This is a genomic window from Rhodococcus sp. GA1, assembly GCF_024321955.1.
GTDB lineage: Bacteria > Actinomycetota > Actinomycetes > Mycobacteriales > Mycobacteriaceae > Rhodococcus > Rhodococcus pyridinivorans.
The window spans coordinates 4,773,545-4,792,013 of the sequence record NZ_CP097186.1 but is presented as its reverse complement, the minus strand read 5'-3'; the positions used below and the strand labels follow the sequence as shown (position 1 = coordinate 4,792,013).

The window sequence follows — 18,469 nt, the reverse complement described above, 5'->3', positions numbered from 1 at the left end:
GGTTGTCCTGTGGTCATGGTTGTCCGGGCGTCTCGGGGGCCGGGGGGTGGTCGCCGGTGGGTCGGGTGAACAGCGTGCGGCGGCGCAGGCTGCTGGCGATGGCGAAGAGGGATTCGGAGACGGAGGTGGGCCGGCCGTGGCGGCGCTGGACGAGATGTCCGAGGGCGGACAGCAGTCCGGCGCCGAGGGGGACGGCGAGGACGAACAGGATCCGATGTCGCAGTGGGCTGCCGCGCAGCATCGACATGGGAGGCCTCCTTCGATACCGGCCACTGTATTTGTGACCAACGGTAACACTATTTCCGGTGATGGGAACCACTCCTGATGTTTCGCGACGGTCCCGCGCGTGCATCCCTCCCGAAGGCGACAAGGGACGGGACAGCGCATGAGAGTTCTCGTGATCGGTGCCTCCGGGTACGTCGGCAGCCGGGTCGTCCCCGCCTTCCTCGCTATCGGCTGCACCGTGCGCGCCGCCGCTCGGAACCCGGCGGCCTTGCGACGCTTCTGGTGGAACGACCAGGTCGAGACCGCGCAGGTGGACGTCACCGCCGCGCACACTCTCCCACCGGCGCTCGACGATGTCGACGTCGTGGTCTATCTCGTGCACGGGATGCGCTCGGCGCACTTCCGGGACCTCGACCTGGCAGCGGCCCGCACCGTCCGGCACGCGGTCGATGCCTCTCCGGTGACGCGTGTCGTCTACGTCTCCGGGTTCGTCCCCGAGTGTGCGCCGGACGCGCTGTCCGAGCATCTGCTCTCGCGCTGGGAGGTCGAGCAGGAACTGTCCCGCTCCCGCCGCACGGTGATCACGCTGCGAGCCGGGATGGTGCTCGGCTCCGGGTCGACGAGCTTCGAGGTGCTCGGCCAACTCGCGGGGCGCCTACCCGTCACCGTGGTACCCGACTGGATGGACTCGCGGGTCGAGCCGATCGCGGTCGTCGACCTGGTCGCCGCAGTGCTCGGGGCGGCCGTCGCGGACACTCCCACGGACTCGTTCGATGTGGCCTGCGGACAGTCGCTGCATTATCCCGAGTTGCTCCGCCTCTACGGGCAGGTCACCGGCATGCCGCGCGCCCAGGTCACCGTCGCCGGATTGCCGGGCGCGGTGATCCGCCGGTTCGGCTCCTGGTTGACGGAGGTGCCGTCGGGAACCGTGGCGGCGTTGATGGAGAGCCTGCGGCACGACATGACGGCCCGCGATCGTCGGTGGATCGGCCGCCTGGTCCCAGCCACCCATCGGCCATTGGGGATCGTGCAGGCGCTGCAGCGCGCAGTGCTGCCCGCCGATGTGAGTGTGCCGTGCGCGCAGCGGGATCCGATGGGTGCGCTGCCCGGGGATCCGGAGTGGGCGGTCGCCGCGGCGGAGGCGCGCCGATACTCCGCCGTGGGGATCCCCCCGCGCCGCCGTCCGTCGGTGTAGCTTCACGACATGCCCCGTCACGACATGCCCCGTCCGGATTCGGCGTCACCGAACGATTCCCGCAGGCGGCACGAGGACCGCGAACCGCACACCGCCGGGTTGGCGAGCAGACTCAACTGGTTGCGGGCGGGTGTTCTCGGCGCGAACGACGGCATCGTCTCGACCGCGGGACTGGTCGTCGGTGTGGCGGCCGCGACGACGAACGAGGCGGCGATCCTCACCGCCGGTGTGGCCGGGCTGGCCGCGGGGGCGGTGTCGATGGCGCTGGGCGAGTACGTGTCGGTGAGTACGCAACGCGACACCGAGCGCGCGGCGCTGTACACGGAAGGTCGTGAGCTCGCCGCCATGCCGGAGGCCGAACTCGACGAACTCGCCGCCCTGCTCGAGGGCAAGGGATTGTCGGCGGTCACGGCGCGTGCCGCGGCGGAGGAGTTGACGGCGCGGGATCCGCTTGCCGCACATGCCGAGGTGGAGTTGGGGATCGATCCGACCGAACTGGCGAATCCGTGGTCGGCGGCGTTGTCGTCGGCCGTGTCGTTCACCCTGGGGGCGCTGGTGCCGCTGCTGATGGTGGTGTCGGTGCCCGACACGGTGCGGATCCCGGTGACGTTCGTGGCGGTGTTGTGTGCGCTGGCGGCGACGGGATCGATCAGTGCGTGGCTCGGCCGGGCCCGGCGGGGCCGGGCGGTGATGCGGGTGGTGTTCGGCGGTGCGCTCGCGATGGTCGTGACCTATGGGGTGGGTCAGTTGTTCGACACCGTCGTGTAACGGGGCGCAAGCGCGGCGTCCCCGCTCCGCGGGCCGTGCCGGTCCGCGAGGCGGGGTGTACCGAGCGTGCGTCAGTCGACCGGGCCGAGCGCGGGAGCGGTCACGAAGCTCAGCGCGTCGTTGCCGGCGAGATGGTTGTCGATGATGCGCTCGATGGCCTGCCGCCATTCCTCCCGCACCGTCCCGGCGTCGTCGCCGGCATCGAGTCTCTGCAGGATGTTGTGCTGCGCAACGTGATAGGCCATGGGCGTGTCGATGTCGAAGGTCGGTAATGCCATGGCCCAGCACCCTACGTCCGAACCACCTGTGGCCCAAACCTCCGGTTCCGGCCGTGCACAACGGCCGGAACCGAACCCACCCCCGATCCATACCATCGGATAATCGACTATCCGATGGTATGTTCCGGGGATGGCATCGGTTGACGTCGCGTCCGGCTGGCCCGCGGTCACCTACGAACAGCACCCGTGGGTGAGCAGCGATGCCTACGGCTCGCGGCGGGAGAAACGCCTGACCACCGGCCCCTACCGCGCCGCGGTCCCCCCGTTCATCGCCCACCGGCCCCTCCCGCTCGACGGCGAACTGCAGGCCCTCACCGAGGAAGCCGCGACGGAACTGACCCGCTTCGATGTCGAGGTCGGGCACATCACCGCCCCGTTCGCCTCCATCCTGCTGCGCACCGAGAGCGCGTCGAGTTCGGAGATCGAGAACCTCTCCAGCGGGGCGCGGCAGATCGCGCTCGCCGAACTCGGCGAACACGCCTCCCGCAACGCTCGCCTGATCGTCGGCAACGTGCGGGCGATGCGCGCGGCGCTCGAGCTGTCCGATGCGATCGACGCCGCCGCGATCCTGCGGATGCACCACGCGCTGCTCGAGTACGACGATCCGACCATCGCGGGACGGTGGCGCACCCAGCAGGTGTGGATCGGCGGGGGCAGCCTGGGCCCGCACACCGCACAGTTCGTGCCCCCGCACCACGCGCGGGTGCCCGAACTGATCGACGATCTGGTGGTCTTCGCCCACCGGGTGGATCTGCCGGTGGTCGCGCAGATCGCGGTCGCGCACGCCCAGTTCGAGACCATCCACCCGTTCCCGGACGGCAACGGCCGGGTGGGCCGCGCGCTGATTCAGGCGATGTTGCGCGGCGGGCAGCTCACCCGCAGTGTCGCCGTGCCGGTCTCGGCGGGCCTGTTGCACAACACCGGGGAGTACTTCGATGCGCTCGGCGCCTACCGCGCCGGGAACATCGGGCCGATCGTGCACTCGATCGTCGACGCGTCGTTCGCGGCGGTCGCCAACGGCCGCACGCTCGTCGCCGATCTCGAGGCGGTACGCGAGCTGTGGCGGTCCCGGGTGACGGCGCGGCGGGATTCGGCAGTGCACCGGCTCTCGGACGTGCTGCTGCGCCAGCCGGTGATCGACAACCGGTCGGCCGCCGCGGCCTTGTCGGTGACCGGCGCCAACGCGCAGATCGCCATCGATCGGCTGGTGGACGCGGGGATCCTCACGCAGATCACCGAGGGGCGCCGCAATCGCATCTGGCAGGCCAAGGATGTGGTGCGGGTGCTCGACGAGTTCGCCGCGCGCGCCAAACGCCGCCGTGACTGACCTCCTCGGTATCGATCGCCCCGGCGACGGCCGGTTCGGGGTCGATCAGCCCGGGATGTCGCGCGGGTCGTGACCGTAGGTGTTGCGTTCGCCGATCGTCCCGTCGAGGTTGTGAACGAGGTGTTCGACCTTGCGGCGGCGCGCCTCGTCGCGGCCGGCGGCGACGGCCTCCTCGCGGGTGGGATAGGTGCCGAGCAGGTCGCTCGAGCCCTCGATGCGGTTGTGCCAGGATCCGTCCTGGTGGAACGTCTCGACATCGCCTGCGGGCATGGGGTGCTCCTCTCCACGAACGGTCGGTTGCCCATCGCGTACCCGGCGCCGGTCTCCCCGAATCCGGACGCGGTCTCTGCTGTCCCGTCGGTCCCTGCTGTCACACTGGACTCGCACATCTGTACGAGCGGATCTTCACGGGAGGGGCATCGTGGCGGGCAGCGCGACCGAGCCGGGATTGTCGGACTGGATCGGGTCGTATCTGGAGACCTTGCAGACCGCGAAACGGTCCCCGCACACCATCAAGGCCTACCGGCTCGACCTGCACGCGGTGCGCGCGCATCTCGCCGCGACCTGCGCGGTGCCGCAGGACGCGTTGACGCTCGGGGACGTGACGGTACGCGGGCTGCGATCGGCATTCGCGGCGTTCGCCGCCGAACGGCAACCGGCGTCGGTGCGCCGCGCCTGGTCGGTGTGGAACAACTTCTGCAACTTCCTCGTCTCCGAAGGGGTGTCGGAAGGCAACCCGATGGCCTCGATCGCGCAGCCCAAGAAACCACAGCACACCCCGAAAGCGTTCTCCCCCACCGCGATCAACCAACTCGTCGACACCGTCACCGTGGAGGCGCAACGCCCCGCGGAATCGGCGCGGGACTGGCCGCAACGCGATCTCGCGCTCATCGCGACCCTGCTGCTCACCGGGATCCGCTCCGACGAGTTGATCCGGCTCGATGTGGGCAGCATCCTCGGTGGCTGCCGGGCACCGGTGCTGCGGGTGCTCGGCAAGGGCGCGATCGAACGGGAGATCCCCCTCGAAGACAGCTGGACGGCGATCGTCACCGCCTATCTCGAGGAACGCTACGCCCGCTTCCCCGCCGCGCGGCGCCGCACCCGCGACCGCGACGAGTTGCCCGTGTGGGAGCGGCACGACCCGGCCGACCCGCTGTTCGTCGGCGCGGACGGCAAACGCATCACCCGCGGCACCCTGCAGTACCGGGTGCGGCGCATCTACCGCCGGGCGGGTATCGAGTCCGAACGCAAACGCGGTGCGCTCGCCCACGCGCTGCGGCACACCTTCGCGACGAGCCTGGCCGACAGCGGTGCAACGATGGTCGAGTTGCAGCAGCTGCTCGGGCACCGGTCGTTGCAGACCGTGCAGGTGTACACCTCGGCGACCAACGATGCGGTGCGGCACGCCGCCCGGCACAACCCCGTCTACGGGCTGCTCGGGTCGCTCGGCGACGGGCCGGGCTAGCTCGTCGGTTGCGCTGTGGGCGGGCGCGGCAACTGCAAGACTGGGGACAAGATCCATCCGGCAACGTGAAGGAGCATCCATGAGCGTCGAGCAGACCGAACCCCGCCGTCATCGTGTGGTCGTGATCGGATCCGGTTTCGGTGGGCTGTTCGGGACCCAGGCCCTGGCTCGTGCCGATGTGGACGTCACGCTCGTGGCGCGCACCACCCATCACTTGTTCCAGCCGTTGCTGTACCAGGTGGCCACGGGCATCCTGTCGGTCGGCGACATCGCCCCCGCGACCCGCATGGTGCTGCGCAAACAGAAGAACGCGCAGGTGCTGCTCGGGGACGTCGAGAGGATCGACCTGGAGAACCGGACGGTGACCTCCCGGTTCCTCGAGCGCTACACCACCACGCCCTTCGACAGTCTCATCGTCGCCGCCGGCGCCGGCCAGTCCTACTTCGGCAACGACCAGTTCGCCGAGTTCGCGCCGGGCATGAAGACCATCGACGACGCCCTCGAGCTGCGCGGCCGGATCCTCGGGGCGTTCGAGCAGGCCGAACTGTCCCACGATCACGACGAACGCGCCCGGTTGCTGACCTTCGTGGTGGTCGGTGCCGGTCCGACCGGGGTGGAGCTGGCCGGGCAGATCGCCGAGCTCTCACGCCGCACCCTCAAGGGCACCTTCCGCAACATCGATCCGACCGAGGCGCGGGTGGTGCTGCTCGACGGCGCCTCCGATGTGTTGCCGGTCTACGGCGGCAAACTCAGCCGCAAGGCCCGTAACACCCTCGAGCGGCTCGGGGTGGAGATCCAGCTCGGCGCGATGGTCACCGATGTCGACGCCGACGGTCTCGTCGTCAAGGAGAAGGACGGTTCGCAGCGGCGCATCGAGTCGCAGTGCAAGGTGTGGTCGGCGGGCGTGTCGGCCAGTCCGCTCGGCAAGCAGCTCGCCGAGCAGTCCGGGGCGCAGGTCGACCGGGCGGGGCGGGTGGAGGTGCTGCCGGATCTGACATTGCCGGGGCATCCGAACGTGTTCGTCATCGGCGACATGATGTCGCTGAACAAGCTGCCCGGTCTGGCGCAGGTGGCGATGCAGGGCGGCAAGTACGCGGCCCGGCAGATCATCGCCTCCCTCGACGGCGCCGACCCGACCCATCGGGAACCGTTCAAGTATTTCGACAAGGGCAGCATGGCGACCATCTCGCGGTTCAGTGCGGTCGCGAAGGTCGGCAAACTCGAGATCAGCGGGTTCCTCGGCTGGGTGGCGTGGTTGTTCATCCACCTGCTGTATCTGGTGGGGTTCTCGTCGAAGCTGTCGACGCTGTTGTCGTGGGCGCAGGCGTTCTTCTCCACCGGCCGCAACGAGATGGCCGCGACCGAGCAGCAGGTGTTCGCGCGGATCGCGCTCGAGCACATGCGCGCGGACGAACCCGACGGCGACTCGCAGAACGGCGAGAGCGCGACGAAGGACGGGGACCGCTCCGCACAGGCGCCGGCCGGGCAGGGCCGCGGCGGGACGCAGGCTGCGGGCTGACCGTCGGCGCTCCGGCCGGGCGCGGTGTCCCGGCCGGAGCCGCCCGGCTACAGGGTCAGTGCCCGATGCGGTCCGCGTTCGTGATGTTCGCCAGGCGCACCTGTCCCTGCGCGACGAGACGGTCCTGCTCGTCGACGATCTCCACCCGCCACACCTGCTGGGTGCGGCCGCGGTGGACCGGGGTGCCGGTCGCGGTGAGGACCCCTTCGCGGGTGGCGCGGAGGAAGTCGGTGTTGTTGTTGACCCCGACGACGTTGCCCTTGTCCCCCAACCAGTTGGCGCCGGCGACGCTGGCGACGGTCTCGATCACCGCGCAGTACACCCCGCCGTGCACGATGCCGTAGGGCTGGTGCTGCGTGGGGGTGATCGTCCACCGGGCTCGCGCGAGATCGGGTCCGAGTTCGACGAACTCGAGGCCGAGGGCAGTGTTGAAGCCGGTGTCGTTGACGGCGTTGATCGCATGCACGTCGTGCTGGGCCGGGGCGGAGGTGGACTGGTCGCTCATACGGGCTTCCCTTGTTCGTGCGTGGTCTCGACCGGCCGCCGGGACAGGTGGCCGTCGAACGATGGTAGGACATGGCGGTTTTCGGCCGGCCCACCTCCGACCGTGGCAAGCGGGGTGGTCACTGCAGGGTCACCAGCAGCGCGTAGGCGACGATCGAGTGGCCGTCGGGGATCGGCCCGAACCGGTGCACGGTCCGCGCGCCCTCGTACTCGACGCCGTACCAACCCGCGTCCGCGGTCGGAATCCTCCTGGTTCGTTGGATCACCGGATGCCGTTCGGCGACCCGGGCGCGCCCGTGCGGTCGGATGCGGTACAGCATCCACAGATAGCGGTCCCACACCAGATGCCCCGTGAGCACGACGTCGCCGAGGGTATCGAGCTGCGGTGGCAGCACAGTGGTGAAGCCGTGACCGAGATGGGCGAGCAGCTCGACCCGATCGTCGACGGTGACCTGCTCGACCCGGGCGGGCACGTGCCGCGCGAGTTCGCGGATGCAGTCGCTCGCGCCGGGGGTGGTCCAGGAGGTGGTCGGTTCACACACCTGGCCGGGAGCAGGCGGGTCGGGCCACGGTTCGAGGTCTTCGATCATCCACAGGGTGGTCATCTCTCGGTGCTTCCCAGGACGCGGTCGAGAAGATGCTCGACGAGTTCGAGCGGCGTCCGTGAGGTCGAGTATCCCTGCAGCATGCCCTGCGCCAGCCCTCCCGCTGCCATGACGACGAGATCGGCGTCCGCTTCCGGATCGCCGGCGTCCTCGCCTGTGGGTGCCCGGCGGAGTTGGTCGGCGACGATGGTCGCCAGGGCGCGCGGCGCCGCGAAGGTGTCCTCGGCGGTGATGCCCCCGCCGGTGATCGCGGACCATCCGAACGCGCCGAGCACCAGGGTCTCCTCGCGCCGCTGCTCGTCGAGGGGCAGCAGTTCCGTCAGGACGGCGCGGATCGCCTCGCGGGGGGTGGCGTCGGGGCCGAGTTCGTTCCGGCGTCGTGTGAAGCGGGTACCGGCGTCGTCCATGACCGAGCGGTGGGTGGCGAGCAGGAAGTCCTTCTTGGTGCCGAAGTAGTACTGCACCAGCCGCACCGAGATTCCCGCCTCGGCGGCCACCGACTGGAAGGTCACCGCGTCGAGGCCTCCGCGACAGATGACCCGGCGCGCGGCGGCGGTGATCTGGCGTCGTCGTGCGTGGTGGTCCACCGGTGCCGGCACGGGACTCGCCTGCCTTTCGTTCGTCCATCATCGGTTGTGGTATGGCCATACCATAGCTGTGATACGGTCATACCAAACCGGGGGGCGAGGAGGGGACCGTGCCGAAGATCGGGCGCTTCACCAGCAAAGACGACGAGCAGACCTTTCTGCGCGCGTACGACACCGTGGCGGCGACATGGCCCGTGCCGTCCACGGTGCTCGACGTCGAGACCGCCTTCGGCACCACTCGGATCCGCAGGTCCGGCGAGGGCGCGGGGGCGCCACTGTTGCTCCTGCCCGGCATCGGCGGTAACGGCCAGATCTGGCACCGCTTCATCGCCGACCTCGCCCGCGAGCATGTCGTCTTCACCCCCGATGTCATCGGCTGGGCCGGTCGCTGCGTGCAGACCGCTCCGGTGCGCGACACCGAGGACATCGCGCAGTGGATGAGCGAGGTCCTCGACGGGCTGGGCGAGGACCGTGTCCACCTCGCCGGCAACTCCCTCGGCGCCTGGCTGGCCGGCGCGATCGCGGTGCATCGCTCCGACCGGCCGGCGAGCCTGACCCTGATCGAACCGAGCGCCTCGACCTTCGCACGACCACGATTCGGGTTGCTGCTGAAGTTCTTTCGCGCGGGCATCCGCCCCACCCCGGAACGGATGCGCACATTCAACCGGTGGTTGATGCCGGGCTTCGTGATGAGCGACGACGAGTTGGCGCTGGCACTGGCGGCGGCGAAGTTCCGGATGGCGATGCCCTGGGACCGTCCGTTCACCGACGAGCAGTTGGCCTCGATCGGCGTGCCGACCCTGGTGCTCTTCGGCGCAGACAGCGTCGTCGCCGATCCCGAGGCCGGTGCGGCCCGGGCACGGCGGCACATCCCGTCGGTGGAGGTCGAGATCTACCCCGGCATCGGGCACGACCTGCTGTGGGCGAATCCGGAGCAGATCATCCCGCGCATGCTCGACTTCACCGACAGTCACGACCCGATCCGGTCCTGACGCGCACCCCTGCGTGCCGAGCGCGGGGTGCTCCGGACACACGACGGCGGGCCCCACATGGATGTGAGGCCCGCCGCGGGAAGGGACCGGGAGTCACTGCAGCCCTCAGGACTCCGCTGCGGTCCGGCAGTCGGAACGGATTCGATTATAGGGAAGGCTGCCCTAATCCGGCAAGGCCTCGGACGGGATAGCCGGCGGCGACGAAGGCGTCGAGCAATGCCTGACCGCGGCGCGCGGCGGTACGGCGGGAGGCACCACCGAGCACGGGTAGCTGGGCGGCGCCGGTGACGACGGTGCGCCCGACGATCGCCCAGAAGCGGTTCCGGTCGAGCGGGACGAGGGACCGCAGCGCGAGCTGGACGGCATCGAGAGCGGTCGCGGCGCGGTGCGCGGTCCACACCGCCATCGCCTGCTCGCACGGCAGCACCACCACGTCGCGTTCCCCGACGGCGCGGTCCTCGGGCAGCACCCGCAGGGTGTCGTCGACGAGACCGGCCCAGTCGATGCAGCCGTCGCTGTCCTGGTGCAGCCACAGATTGTCCAGACCCGGATCCCAGACGCGGCCCTCGAGGGCGTAGGGGGCGAGGACGCGGCCGACCACGGCGTGGATGAGGGCGCCGGCGACCTGCTCGACGGCGATGCGCGGGTCCTCGGTGTCGAGCAGGGCACGGTCGTAGAGCGCCTCGATGCGCTGCTGGCGTTCACCGCCGCCGAGGAACCACCAGCGGCGGCGGGGTTCTTCGTCGATACAGGCCACCGCATACACGCGCGGGGCTCCCGCAGCGAGTGCGCGCAGCCGAGCGCGCGTGTCCTCGAACGGGCGGACGGGTGCCGCCGTGGGCGGCAGCAGCAGCGTCGTCATCCGACACCTCCTGATCGACGGTGAATCTTGATTAGGTAAGCCTAACCATTGCATCCGGGGGTGGTGTGCGCAACCCCATCCCCTACTCCCGTCGGCACATAGGATTCCGTAACCTAACTCCGAAGGCCTTCGCGTTCCCCACGATCCGCGACGACCCGAACCGCACCACCGCCTTCCCGAGGAGCACCCCGCGCCCGTGACCGTCACCCCACACGCCCCACCGGACGCCGACCCGACCGCCCCGCCCCGCCCGGGACGCCGGATCGCCGCCGTCCTGTGCGACCTCGCGCTCCTCGCCATCCCCCTGCTCATCGGCGCCCTCGTCGTCGACACCCTCGCCGACGCCAACGGCGGCGGCCAGACCGACCGCATCGTCTTCGGCGGCGCCGCCCTGGCCGCCGCCGCCGGACTGCTGTGGTGGAACCACGGCTACCGCGCCGGCCGCACCGGCCAAAGTCTGGGCCTGCAGTGGACCGGGCTCGTGCTGCGCGACCGCGCCACCACCGGACCGGCCGGCACCCGCAGTGCCCTGCTGCGCCGCGGCACCGAGATCGTCACCGAACGCCACGCCCGCCACGACGAGTTCACCCCGCGCCCCACCGACGGCAACGTCGCCGCCCTGCGCCGCCGGCGCCTGCTCGGCCTGGCCGCGCTGCTCGTACTGCTGGTGCTCGGCGCGCTCGCCAGCATCGCCGTCGGCGCCCGCCCGATGACCTTCGCGGAGGTCTTCCACGCCCTCGTCGTCAACGACGGCTCCGAAACCGACGTGATCGTGCATTCGCTGCGCATCCCCCGCACCCTGCTCGCGCTGCTGGTCGGCACCGCGCTCGGCGTCGCCGGCGCACTGATCCAGGGGCACACCCGCAACCCGCTCGCCGACGCCGGTCTGCTCGGCATCAACGCCGGCGCCGCCTTCCTGGTGGTGCTGTCGATCTACCTGTTCGGGCTCTCCACCCCGGCGCAGTATCTGTGGTTCGCCTTCGCCGGGTCCGCGCTCGCCAGCATCGTGGTGTTCGGATTCGCGTCCATCGGCAACGGCGGCTCGAGTCCGCTCAGTCTCGCGTTGGCGGGCGCGGCGGTGGCGTTCTTCCTGCAGGCGATGATCCAAACCATCGTGCTGCTCGACCAGACCAGCCTCGACGGCTACCGCTTCTGGGTGGTCGGCTCCGTCGCCGGCCGCGGCATGGACGTCTTCTGGCAGGTGTTGCCGTTCATCGTCGTCGGACTGCTCGTCGCGCTCGCCTCCACCCCGGCCCTGAACCTGCTCAGCCTCGGCGAGGACGTCGCCCGCTCGCTCGGCACCAACGTCGTCACCACCCGGGTGATCGGCATCGCCGCGATCACCGTGCTCACCGGCGCCGCCACCGCCGCCTGCGGACCCATCGCCTTCGTCGGATTGATCGTCCCGCACATCGCCCGCGCGGTCACCGGCCCCGACTACCGCTGGCTCGTGCCCTATGCCGGGCTGCTCGGCGGGGCACTGCTCGTCCTCGCCGACGTCGTCGGCCGCATCGTGGTGCGCCCCGGCGAACTGCAGGTCGGCATCGTGCTCGCCCTCATCGGCGCCCCCTTCTTCATCGCCCTCGTCCGTCGCCGGAAGCTGGTGGCCTTGTGAACGACACCCCCACCCCGTCCCTCGACACGAACGAGCCGACGACGGACAAGCGCCGCTCACCCGCGCAGGTCTCCACCCGCGTCCCGGGCCGGCCCGCCTTCCGGCTCGGCTCCGTCTCCGTCGTCTGGCGTGCCCGCATGGTCATCGTGTGCGCGCTGATCGTCGTCGCCACCGCGGTGCTGCTGTCGATCTCCCTCGGCCGCGGCGACTACCCGCTCAGCCCCCTGCAGGTCGTCGAGGTGCTCCTCGGCGGCGGGGAACGACTCGACCGGTTCATCGTCTTCGACCTGCGCCTCCCGCGCGGGATCGCCGCCGTGGTCGTCGGCGCCGCCCTCGCGGTCTCCGGCGCCATCACCCAATCGGTGTCCCGCAACGCCCTGGCCAGCCCCGACATCCTCGGCATCACCGCCGGCGCCTCCGCTGCCGCCGTGGCCCTGATCGTCGTCACCAGCGGCGGTTCCATCGTCGGACTGCTCGCCACCCTCGGATTGCCGATGTCGGCGCTGCTCGGCGCGCTGCTCACCGCCACGGTCATCTATCTGCTGGCCTGGCGGCGCGGCGCCGACGGCTTCCGGCTCGTGCTCATCGGCATCGGCATCAACGCCATGCTCATCGCCCTGACCCAGTGGATGCTCGTCTCCGCCGACATCAACGACGTCAGCCGCGCCCAGGTGTGGCTGACCGGCTCGCTCAACGGTGTCTCCTGGAGTCAGGTGGTGCCCGCCGCGATCGCGCTGCTGCTCGTCGGCGGCTGGGCCGCGACCGCCTCCTTCACCGTCGGGGCGCTGCGCCTCGGCGACGACACCGCCCGCTCCCTCGGCGTGAAGCTGCAGACCCAGCAGGCGCTGCTGCTCGTCGCGGCGTGCGCGCTCGCCGCCGTCGCCACCGCCGCCGCCGGCCCCATCGGCTTCGTCGCCCTCGCCGCCCCGCAGATCGCCCTGCGCCTCGTCGGCTCGGCGGGCAGCCCGATCATCGCCTCCGCCCTGACCGGGGCGCTGTTCGTCGTCGCCGCCGACCTCATCGCCCGCACCATCCTGCCGGTGCCGCTGCCCGTCGGCCTGGTCACCTCCGCACTCGGCGGCCCCTTCCTGCTGTACCTGCTGGTGCGTTCCAACCGAAAGGTCTCCCGATGACCGACACCCATCTGCCTGCCGTCCCGGCCCCCGGCCCGATCGAGCACGCGGCGCCGCGACTGGTCGCCGAGCACATCAGCCTCGGCTACGGCGAACGGCTCATCGTCGACGACCTGGACCTGTCCATCCCCACCGGGGTCGTCACCACCGTCATCGGCCCTAACGGCTGCGGCAAATCCACCCTGCTGCGCGCGCTGAGCCGGCTGCTCAAGCCCCGCACCGGCACCGTGCTGCTCGACGGGCACGACATCACCACCATGCGCACCCGCGAGGTCGCCCGGGTGCTCGGCATGCTGCCGCAGGCCCCCGTCGCGCCCGAAGGGCTCACCGTCGCCGATCTGGTCTCCCGCGGCCGGCACCCGCACCAGTCGTGGTTCCGGCAGTGGTCCTCCGACGACGAGGACGAGGTCGCCATCGCCCTCGAACGTACCGGCATCGCCGACCTCGCCGACCGGCCCATCGACGAACTGTCCGGCGGGCAACGGCAACGCGCCTGGATCTCCATGGCGCTCGCACAGGGCACCGACATCCTGCTGCTCGACGAACCGACCACCTATCTCGACCTGGCGCACTCGGTGGAGGTCCTCGACCTCGTCGACCGGCTGCACAGCGAACTCGGTCGCACCGTGGTGATGGTGCTGCACGACCTGAACCTCGCCGTGCGCTACAGCGACCACCTCGTGGTGATGAAAGACGGCCGCGTCGTCGCCTCCGGCGTGCCCTCGGAGGTGATCTCCGTGGAACTGCTGCGCGAGGTGTTCGACCTCGACGCCTCGGTCATCGACGATCCGGTGTCCGACCGGCCGCTGATCGTGCCCATCGGCACCCGCCACGTCTACGGCGCCGCCGGAGGTCCCCACCGGAGGTGACGATGGTCCCATCGCAGGTCAGAACCTACGACTGGGGGTAGTACGCACATTCGTCGGAGAAATCCGTAGAATCGACCCATGGCAGCACTCGGCGAACTCGAACGCGCAGTGATGGACCACCTGTGGTCCACCCCCGAACCACAGACCGTCCGGCAGGTCCACGAAGCCCTCTCGGCTCGACGCAACCTCGCGTACACCACCGTCATGACGGTCCTGCAGCGCCTCGCCAAGAAGAACCTCGTCATCCAGCAACGCGACGACCGCGCCCACCGCTACCTGCCGGTGCACGGCCGCGACGAACTCGTCGCCAGCCTCATGGTCGACGCCCTCGACCAGGCCGACGAGACCGCCGGCCGCGCCGCCGCCCTCGTCCACTTCGTCGGCCGCGTCGGCGCCGACGAAGCCGCCGCCCTGCGCGCGGCGCTGGCGAAACTCGAAGCGCAACACGGCGACGACAGCACCGGCCACGACACCGAGCGGGCCGGCTGACACACTCGATGTCATGAACGCGACCACGGCGCTGTTCTTCGGAACCACAGCGCTTCTCCTCGCCGGTCCGGTGCCGGGGCTGCTCGCCCGCGCCACCTGGCCGCACCGCAACCCCCGGGCCGCCCTCGTGCTGTGGCAGTCCGTGGCCCTGGCGGCGGTGCTCTCCGCGTTCTCCTGCGGCCTGGCCATCGCCGCCCGCCTCCTCGCACCCGGCGCCGACGGCCGACCCACCACCGGGCCCCTCGAAGAGATCGACGCCCTCGGTCTGCCCCTGTGGCTGACCTACGTCATCGTCTTCGCCCTGACCGTGTTCATCGGTGCCCGCCTGACCTTCTCCATGCTGCGCGTCGCGGTACGCACCCGCCGCCGCCGCTCCCGCCACCGCATGCTCGTCGACCTGCTCGACCGCCGCGAGAGCGGCGCCGCCGTCCGCCACCACCCGCACGTGCGGATCCTCGACACCGCCGACCCCATCGCCTACTGCCTGCCCGGGCTGCGGCACCGGGTGGTGCTCAGCGAAGGCACCCTCGACAACCTCGGCGACGACGAACTACGCGCGATCCTGCGCCACGAACACTCCCACCTGCGCGCCCGCCACGACCTCATCCTCGAGGCGTTCACCGCCGTCTACGAAGCGTTCCCCCGCGTCGTGCGCTCCGGCTCGGCGCTCGGCTCGGTCAAACTGCTCGTCGAGCTGCTCGCCGACGACTCCGCCGTCCGCAAGACCGGCCCCGCACCGCTGGCCCGCGCCCTCGTCGCCTGCGCCGGCGCCCACACGCCCACCGGCGCCCTCGCCGTCGGCGGACCGAGCACCGTGCTGCGCGTGCAGCGCCTCACCGGACCGGGGCCCAACCTCGGCATTTCCGCCGCCGCCTACACCGCCGCCGCCGCCATCCTCGTCGTACCCACCATCGCCGTGGCGGTGCCCTGGCTCACCGAACTGTCCCTGCTGCTCGGCCTCTGAGCCGCGACACGCCGCACCGTTCGGCCCGCCCCGATTTCGATCGGCCCCCGTTTCGGGGGAAGCTGTAGACCATGACCGTCGAACGCACCGAAACACCGCAGGCCCAGATCGGCGTGACCGGACTGGCCGTGATGGGCTCGAACATCGCCCGCAACTTCGCCCGCCACGGCTACACCGTCGCCCTCCACAACCGCAGCATCGCCAAGACCGACGCGCTGCTCGCCGAGCACGGCAGCGACGGCACCTTCGTCCGCACCGAAACCATCGACGAATTCGTCGCCGCCCTCGAAAAGCCGCGCCGCGTCCTGATCATGGTCAAGGCAGGCGACGCCACCGACGCGGTCATCAACGAGCTCGCCGACGCGATGGAACCCGGCGACATCATCATCGACGGCGGCAACGCCCTCTACACCGACACCATCCGCCGCGAAGCCGCCCTGCGCGCCCGCGGCCTGCACTTCGTCGGCGCCGGCATCTCCGGCGGCGAGGAAGGCGCCCTCAACGGCCCGTCCATCATGCCCGGCGGCCCCGCCGAATCGTACGAGGCGCTCGGCCCGCTGCTCGAAACCATCGCGGCCCAGGTCGACGGCACCCCCTGCTGCACCCACATCGGCCCCGACGGCGCCGGCCACTTCGTGAAGATGGTGCACAACGGCATCGAATACGCCGACATGCAGCTCATCGGCGAGGCCTACCACCTGCTGCGCGACGCCCTCGGCTACGACGCCGGGCAGATCGCCGACGTCTTCGCCGACTGGAACACCGGCACCCTCGAGTCCTACCTCATCGAGATCACCGCCGAGGTGCTGCGCCAGACCGACGCCGCCACCGGCAAACCCCTCGTCGACGTCATCGTCGACGCCGCCGAACAGAAGGGTACCGGCCGCTGGACCGTCAAGGCCGCCCTCGACCTCGGCGTCCCCGTCACCGGCATCGCCGAAGCCGTCTTCGCCCGCGCCCTGTCCGGCTCCCGCGACCAGCGCGCCGCCGCCCGCGGCCTTGCCGCCGGCAACCTCGGCGCCGCCCCCACCGACGCCGCGCAGTTCACCGAGGACATCCGCGCCGCCCTGTACGCGTCGAAGATCGTCGCCTACGCGCAGGGCTTCGACCAGATCGCCGCCGGCAGCGCCGAATACGGCTGGAACGTCGACCGCGCCGCACTCGCAACGATCTGGCGCGGCGGCTGCATCATCCGCGCCCAGTTCCTCAACCGCATCAAAGAGGCCTACGACGCCGACCCGGCCCTGCCCAGCCTGATCCTCGCACCGTACTTCCGCGACGCCATCGAGATCGGCATCGACAGCTGGCGGCGCGTCGTGGTCACCGCCACCCAACTCGGCATCCCCGTCCCGGCCTTCGCGTCGTCGCTGTCCTACTACGACGGGCTGCGCGCCGACCGGCTGCCCGCCGCCCTCACCCAGGGCCAGCGCGACTTCTTCGGTGCCCACACCTACGAGCGCACCGACAAGCCCGGCAAGTTCCACACCCTGTGGAGCGGGGACCGCTCCGAAGTGCAGGCCTGACCCGATGTCGGGCACGGCAGTCGCCGTCCTGTGCGCACTCGCCGCCGCCGCGCTCATCGCGGTCGGCAGTGTCGCGCAACAGACCTCGGCCGCTGCCGTGCCCGACACCGACTCGCTCGTCGGTTCGCTGCTGCGCAGCCCCCGCTGGTGGGCGGGGATCCTCGGCGACGGCGGCAGCTACGTCCTGCAGGTGATCGCGCTCGTGTTCGGGTCGGTGCTGCTCGTCCAGCCCCTGCTCGTCGCGTCGCTGCTGTTCGCGTTGCCGCTCGCCGCCGCCACCACCGGCCGCCGCGTCACCCGCACCACCTGGCTACTCGCCGGCGCATTGTGCGCGGCGCTGGCGATCTTCCTGCTCGTCGGCAACCCCAACGAAGGCACCGGTGACGCCGCCGCCGCCCGCTGGGCGCTGCCGCTCGGGGCGGTACTCGCCGTCACCGCCGCCGCAGTCGTCGTCGCCCTCCTCTCCCCGCGACGGCGGGCACTGTCGTTCGGGATAGCCGCCGGCGTCCTCTACGGCGTGACCAGCGCGTTCACCAAACACGTCACCGACCTCGCCGAACACGGCATCCCGCAACTGCTCGGCTCGTGGCAGACCTGGACGCTCGTCGCCGCCGGCGCCGCCGCGATCTACCTGCAGCAACGCGCCTTCCAGGCCGGATCGCTCACCGCATCGCTGCCCGCCCTGACCGTCGGCGAACCGCTCGCCGCGATCGTGCTCGGCATGACCGTGCTCGGTGAACACCTGCGCACCGACGGCCCCGGACGGATCCTCGTCGGCGCCGCGGTCGTCGTGATGCTCGTGACCACCGTGGCGCTCTCGCGCGCCCAGGCCGCCGACACCCCCGCCGACGCCGCGGCTACGCCCGACCCAGCACCGCCACCAGAAACTCCGCGTCGTCGCTGAACGGCCGCAGATCCCAGGTCGAGAGCCGCACCTGCACCGCCAGACCCGCCTGCTGCGCGTCGGCGAAGAACTCCTCGAACGGATACTCGCGGCCCGCCCCGAAACCGATCACCGCCCGGCCCTGCGGCGCCAGATGCGCCGCGAAATTGCGCAGCACCGCCACTCGGGTCGACGGCGCCACGAAGGTCATCACATTCCCCGCGCACACGATCACATCGAAGTCGGCGTCGACACCGCGGGCCGGCAGATCCAGCTCGGCCAGATCCCCGACCAGCCATTCCGGCCCCGGATGATCCTCCTCCGCCGCCGCGATCAGCACCGGATCGACATCCACCCCCACCACACGGTGCCCGGCCCGGTGCAGATAGCCGCCGAGCCGGCCCGGTCCACACCCGGCATCGAGGATCCGTGCCCCGCGCGGCACCATCGCATCGATCAACCGGGCCTCCCCGACGGTGTCCTGCCCCTGAGCGACCATCGTGCGGAACCGTTCGACGTACCACGACGAATGCGCCGGATTCTCCGCCACGATCTCCTCCCACCGGCTCGGCACCCGCTCGCCGCTGCCGCCGTGTTCCGGACCCTCGCCGCCGCTCATCCACGCTCCTTCGTTCCACTGCCACACCTGCTCGACCCCCACCGTAG

Annotated in this window: 21 protein-coding genes; 13 read left to right on the top strand and 8 right to left on the bottom strand. The window is 70.8% G+C overall.

The annotated features are described in order from the left end of the window. Positions 1 to 13: 13 nt before the first annotated feature. Positions 14 to 247, bottom strand: a complete 234-nt coding sequence (locus M3330_RS22425; RefSeq protein WP_019289588.1) for a hypothetical protein — start codon at positions 245 to 247, stop codon at positions 14 to 16. A 138-nt stretch (positions 248 to 385) separates the two neighbouring features. On the opposite strand from M3330_RS22425, the gene M3330_RS22420 reads away from it, so the two are divergent. Together M3330_RS22420 and M3330_RS22415 are read left to right on the top strand one after the other, a co-directional pair. Beyond that, positions 386 to 1,420 carry an NAD(P)H-binding protein gene (locus M3330_RS22420; RefSeq protein WP_255026403.1) on the top strand — a complete coding sequence of 345 codons (1,035 nt, stop codon included), beginning with the start codon at positions 386 to 388 and terminating at the stop codon, positions 1,418 to 1,420. A 24-nt stretch (positions 1,421 to 1,444) separates the two neighbouring features. Continuing rightward, positions 1,445 to 2,188: a VIT family protein gene (locus M3330_RS22415; RefSeq protein WP_255029008.1), complete on the top strand. Its 744-nt coding sequence runs from the start codon at positions 1,445 to 1,447 to the stop codon at positions 2,186 to 2,188. Positions 2,189 to 2,259: 71 nt separating this feature from the next. On the opposite strand, the gene M3330_RS22410 is transcribed toward M3330_RS22415, so the two are convergent. Beyond that, positions 2,260 to 2,466 carry a hypothetical protein gene (locus M3330_RS22410; protein WP_006552774.1) on the bottom strand — a complete coding sequence of 69 codons (207 nt, stop codon included), beginning with the start codon at positions 2,464 to 2,466 and terminating at the stop codon, positions 2,260 to 2,262. A 130-nt stretch (positions 2,467 to 2,596) separates the two neighbouring features. On the opposite strand from M3330_RS22410, the gene M3330_RS22405 reads away from it, so the two are divergent. Beyond that, positions 2,597 to 3,793 carry a Fic family protein gene (locus M3330_RS22405; protein ID WP_255026402.1) on the top strand — a complete coding sequence of 399 codons (1,197 nt, stop codon included), beginning with the start codon at positions 2,597 to 2,599 and terminating at the stop codon, positions 3,791 to 3,793. 45 nt (positions 3,794 to 3,838) lie between these two features. On the opposite strand, the gene M3330_RS22400 is transcribed toward M3330_RS22405, so the two are convergent. Then, positions 3,839 to 4,063 carry a DUF2188 domain-containing protein gene (locus M3330_RS22400; RefSeq protein WP_024101088.1) on the bottom strand — a complete coding sequence of 75 codons (225 nt, stop codon included), beginning with the start codon at positions 4,061 to 4,063 and terminating at the stop codon, positions 3,839 to 3,841. Positions 4,064 to 4,214: 151 nt separating this feature from the next. Here M3330_RS22400 and M3330_RS22395 point away from each other — a divergent pair, with 151 nt between their 5' ends. Both M3330_RS22395 and M3330_RS22390 read left to right on the top strand, forming a co-directional pair. Beyond that, on the top strand, positions 4,215 to 5,258 hold the full coding sequence (locus tag M3330_RS22395) for a tyrosine-type recombinase/integrase (protein WP_064061648.1): 1,044 nt from the start codon (positions 4,215 to 4,217) through the stop codon (positions 5,256 to 5,258). A gap of 79 nt (positions 5,259 to 5,337) precedes the next feature. After that, the gene (locus M3330_RS22390) at positions 5,338 to 6,777 is read left to right on the top strand and encodes an NAD(P)/FAD-dependent oxidoreductase (protein ID WP_019289593.1); all 1,440 of its coding nucleotides are present in this window, start codon (positions 5,338 to 5,340) and stop codon (positions 6,775 to 6,777) included. Between the two features lie 55 nt (positions 6,778 to 6,832). On the opposite strand, the gene M3330_RS22385 is transcribed toward M3330_RS22390, so the two are convergent. From M3330_RS22385 to M3330_RS22375, 3 genes are all read right to left on the bottom strand, one after another. Next, on the bottom strand, positions 6,833 to 7,282 hold the full coding sequence (locus M3330_RS22385) for a PaaI family thioesterase (RefSeq protein WP_094980425.1): 450 nt from the start codon (positions 7,280 to 7,282) through the stop codon (positions 6,833 to 6,835). Between the two features lie 118 nt (positions 7,283 to 7,400). Beyond that, positions 7,401 to 7,886: a hypothetical protein gene (locus M3330_RS22380; RefSeq protein WP_255026398.1), complete on the bottom strand. Its 486-nt coding sequence runs from the start codon at positions 7,884 to 7,886 to the stop codon at positions 7,401 to 7,403. Continuing rightward, the gene (locus M3330_RS22375; RefSeq protein ID WP_255026397.1) at positions 7,883 to 8,485 is read right to left on the bottom strand and encodes a TetR/AcrR family transcriptional regulator; all 603 of its coding nucleotides are present in this window, start codon (positions 8,483 to 8,485) and stop codon (positions 7,883 to 7,885) included. Before M3330_RS22375 ends, M3330_RS22380 begins: the two co-directional genes overlap by 4 nt. Positions 8,486 to 8,583: 98 nt before the next feature. Between M3330_RS22375 and M3330_RS22370 the strand changes: the two genes are divergently transcribed. Further along, positions 8,584 to 9,465, top strand: coding sequence for an alpha/beta fold hydrolase (locus M3330_RS22370; RefSeq protein WP_255026395.1), 882 nt, complete (start codon positions 8,584 to 8,586; stop codon positions 9,463 to 9,465). A gap of 145 nt (positions 9,466 to 9,610) precedes the next feature. Here the strand turns inward: M3330_RS22370 and M3330_RS22365 are convergent, their stop codons facing one another. Next, complete coding sequence (locus tag M3330_RS22365) at positions 9,611 to 10,327, bottom strand: hypothetical protein (protein WP_255026393.1); 717 nt, start codon at positions 10,325 to 10,327, stop codon at positions 9,611 to 9,613. Between the two features lie 196 nt (positions 10,328 to 10,523). Here M3330_RS22365 and M3330_RS22360 point away from each other — a divergent pair, with 196 nt between their 5' ends. The 7 genes from M3330_RS22360 to M3330_RS22330 all read left to right on the top strand — a co-directional run bounded on the left by M3330_RS22360 (position 10,524) and on the right by M3330_RS22330 (position 17,824). After that, the gene (locus M3330_RS22360) at positions 10,524 to 11,942 is read left to right on the top strand and encodes an iron ABC transporter permease (protein ID WP_255026392.1); all 1,419 of its coding nucleotides are present in this window, start codon (positions 10,524 to 10,526) and stop codon (positions 11,940 to 11,942) included. Beyond that, positions 11,939 to 13,075: an iron chelate uptake ABC transporter family permease subunit gene (locus M3330_RS22355; protein WP_019289597.1), complete on the top strand. Its 1,137-nt coding sequence runs from the start codon at positions 11,939 to 11,941 to the stop codon at positions 13,073 to 13,075. The genes M3330_RS22360 and M3330_RS22355 overlap by 4 nt, the downstream gene beginning before the upstream one ends. Next, positions 13,072 to 13,944, top strand: a complete 873-nt coding sequence (locus M3330_RS22350) for an ABC transporter ATP-binding protein (RefSeq protein ID WP_006552763.1) — start codon at positions 13,072 to 13,074, stop codon at positions 13,942 to 13,944. Before M3330_RS22355 ends, M3330_RS22350 begins: the two co-directional genes overlap by 4 nt. A gap of 78 nt (positions 13,945 to 14,022) precedes the next feature. Continuing rightward, positions 14,023 to 14,433, top strand: a complete 411-nt coding sequence (locus M3330_RS22345; RefSeq protein ID WP_006552762.1) for a BlaI/MecI/CopY family transcriptional regulator — start codon at positions 14,023 to 14,025, stop codon at positions 14,431 to 14,433. Positions 14,434 to 14,446: 13 nt separating this feature from the next. Beyond that, the gene (locus M3330_RS22340; RefSeq protein WP_006552761.1) at positions 14,447 to 15,397 is read left to right on the top strand and encodes a M56 family metallopeptidase; all 951 of its coding nucleotides are present in this window, start codon (positions 14,447 to 14,449) and stop codon (positions 15,395 to 15,397) included. Between the two features lie 71 nt (positions 15,398 to 15,468). Continuing rightward, entirely contained in the window at positions 15,469 to 16,920 is a 1,452-nt protein-coding gene (gndA, locus tag M3330_RS22335) for an NADP-dependent phosphogluconate dehydrogenase (RefSeq protein ID WP_006552760.1), read from the top strand. Between the two features lie 4 nt (positions 16,921 to 16,924). Beyond that, positions 16,925 to 17,824 carry a DMT family transporter gene (locus M3330_RS22330; protein ID WP_255026391.1) on the top strand — a complete coding sequence of 300 codons (900 nt, stop codon included), beginning with the start codon at positions 16,925 to 16,927 and terminating at the stop codon, positions 17,822 to 17,824. On the opposite strand, the gene M3330_RS22325 is transcribed toward M3330_RS22330, so the two are convergent. Further along, positions 17,778 to 18,422: a bifunctional 2-polyprenyl-6-hydroxyphenol methylase/3-demethylubiquinol 3-O-methyltransferase UbiG gene (locus M3330_RS22325; RefSeq protein WP_052227319.1), complete on the bottom strand. Its 645-nt coding sequence runs from the start codon at positions 18,420 to 18,422 to the stop codon at positions 17,778 to 17,780. The genes M3330_RS22330 and M3330_RS22325 overlap by 47 nt on opposite strands. Positions 18,423 to 18,469: the final 47 nt, after the last annotated feature.

Bases quoted from the DNA above. Each gene is read 5' to 3' on its own strand.
- M3330_RS22340 (WP_006552761.1), top strand. From the start codon at position 14,447: ATGAACGCGACCACGGCGCTGTTCTTCGGAACCACAGCGCTTCTCCTC.
- M3330_RS22425 (WP_019289588.1), bottom strand. From the start codon at position 247: ATGTCGATGCTGCGCGGCAGCCCACTGCGACATCGGATCCTGTTCGTC.
- M3330_RS22415 (WP_255029008.1), top strand. From the start codon at position 1,445: ATGCCCCGTCCGGATTCGGCGTCACCGAACGATTCCCGCAGGCGGCAC.
- M3330_RS22405 (WP_255026402.1), top strand. From the start codon at position 2,597: ATGGCATCGGTTGACGTCGCGTCCGGCTGGCCCGCGGTCACCTACGAA.
- M3330_RS22325 (WP_052227319.1), bottom strand. From the start codon at position 18,422: ATGAGCGGCGGCGAGGGTCCGGAACACGGCGGCAGCGGCGAGCGGGTG.
- M3330_RS22345 (WP_006552762.1), top strand. From the start codon at position 14,023: ATGGCAGCACTCGGCGAACTCGAACGCGCAGTGATGGACCACCTGTGG.
- M3330_RS22420 (WP_255026403.1), top strand. From the start codon at position 386: ATGAGAGTTCTCGTGATCGGTGCCTCCGGGTACGTCGGCAGCCGGGTC.
- M3330_RS22380 (WP_255026398.1), bottom strand. From the start codon at position 7,886: ATGACCACCCTGTGGATGATCGAAGACCTCGAACCGTGGCCCGACCCG.
- M3330_RS22385 (WP_094980425.1), bottom strand. From the start codon at position 7,282: ATGAGCGACCAGTCCACCTCCGCCCCGGCCCAGCACGACGTGCATGCG.
- M3330_RS22400 (WP_024101088.1), bottom strand. From the start codon at position 4,063: ATGCCCGCAGGCGATGTCGAGACGTTCCACCAGGACGGATCCTGGCAC.
- M3330_RS22390 (WP_019289593.1), top strand. From the start codon at position 5,338: ATGAGCGTCGAGCAGACCGAACCCCGCCGTCATCGTGTGGTCGTGATC.
- M3330_RS22410 (WP_006552774.1), bottom strand. From the start codon at position 2,466: ATGGCATTACCGACCTTCGACATCGACACGCCCATGGCCTATCACGTT.
- gndA (WP_006552760.1), top strand. From the start codon at position 15,469: ATGACCGTCGAACGCACCGAAACACCGCAGGCCCAGATCGGCGTGACC.
- M3330_RS22330 (WP_255026391.1), top strand. From the start codon at position 16,925: ATGTCGGGCACGGCAGTCGCCGTCCTGTGCGCACTCGCCGCCGCCGCG.
- M3330_RS22350 (WP_006552763.1), top strand. From the start codon at position 13,072: ATGACCGACACCCATCTGCCTGCCGTCCCGGCCCCCGGCCCGATCGAG.
- M3330_RS22365 (WP_255026393.1), bottom strand. From the start codon at position 10,327: ATGACGACGCTGCTGCTGCCGCCCACGGCGGCACCCGTCCGCCCGTTC.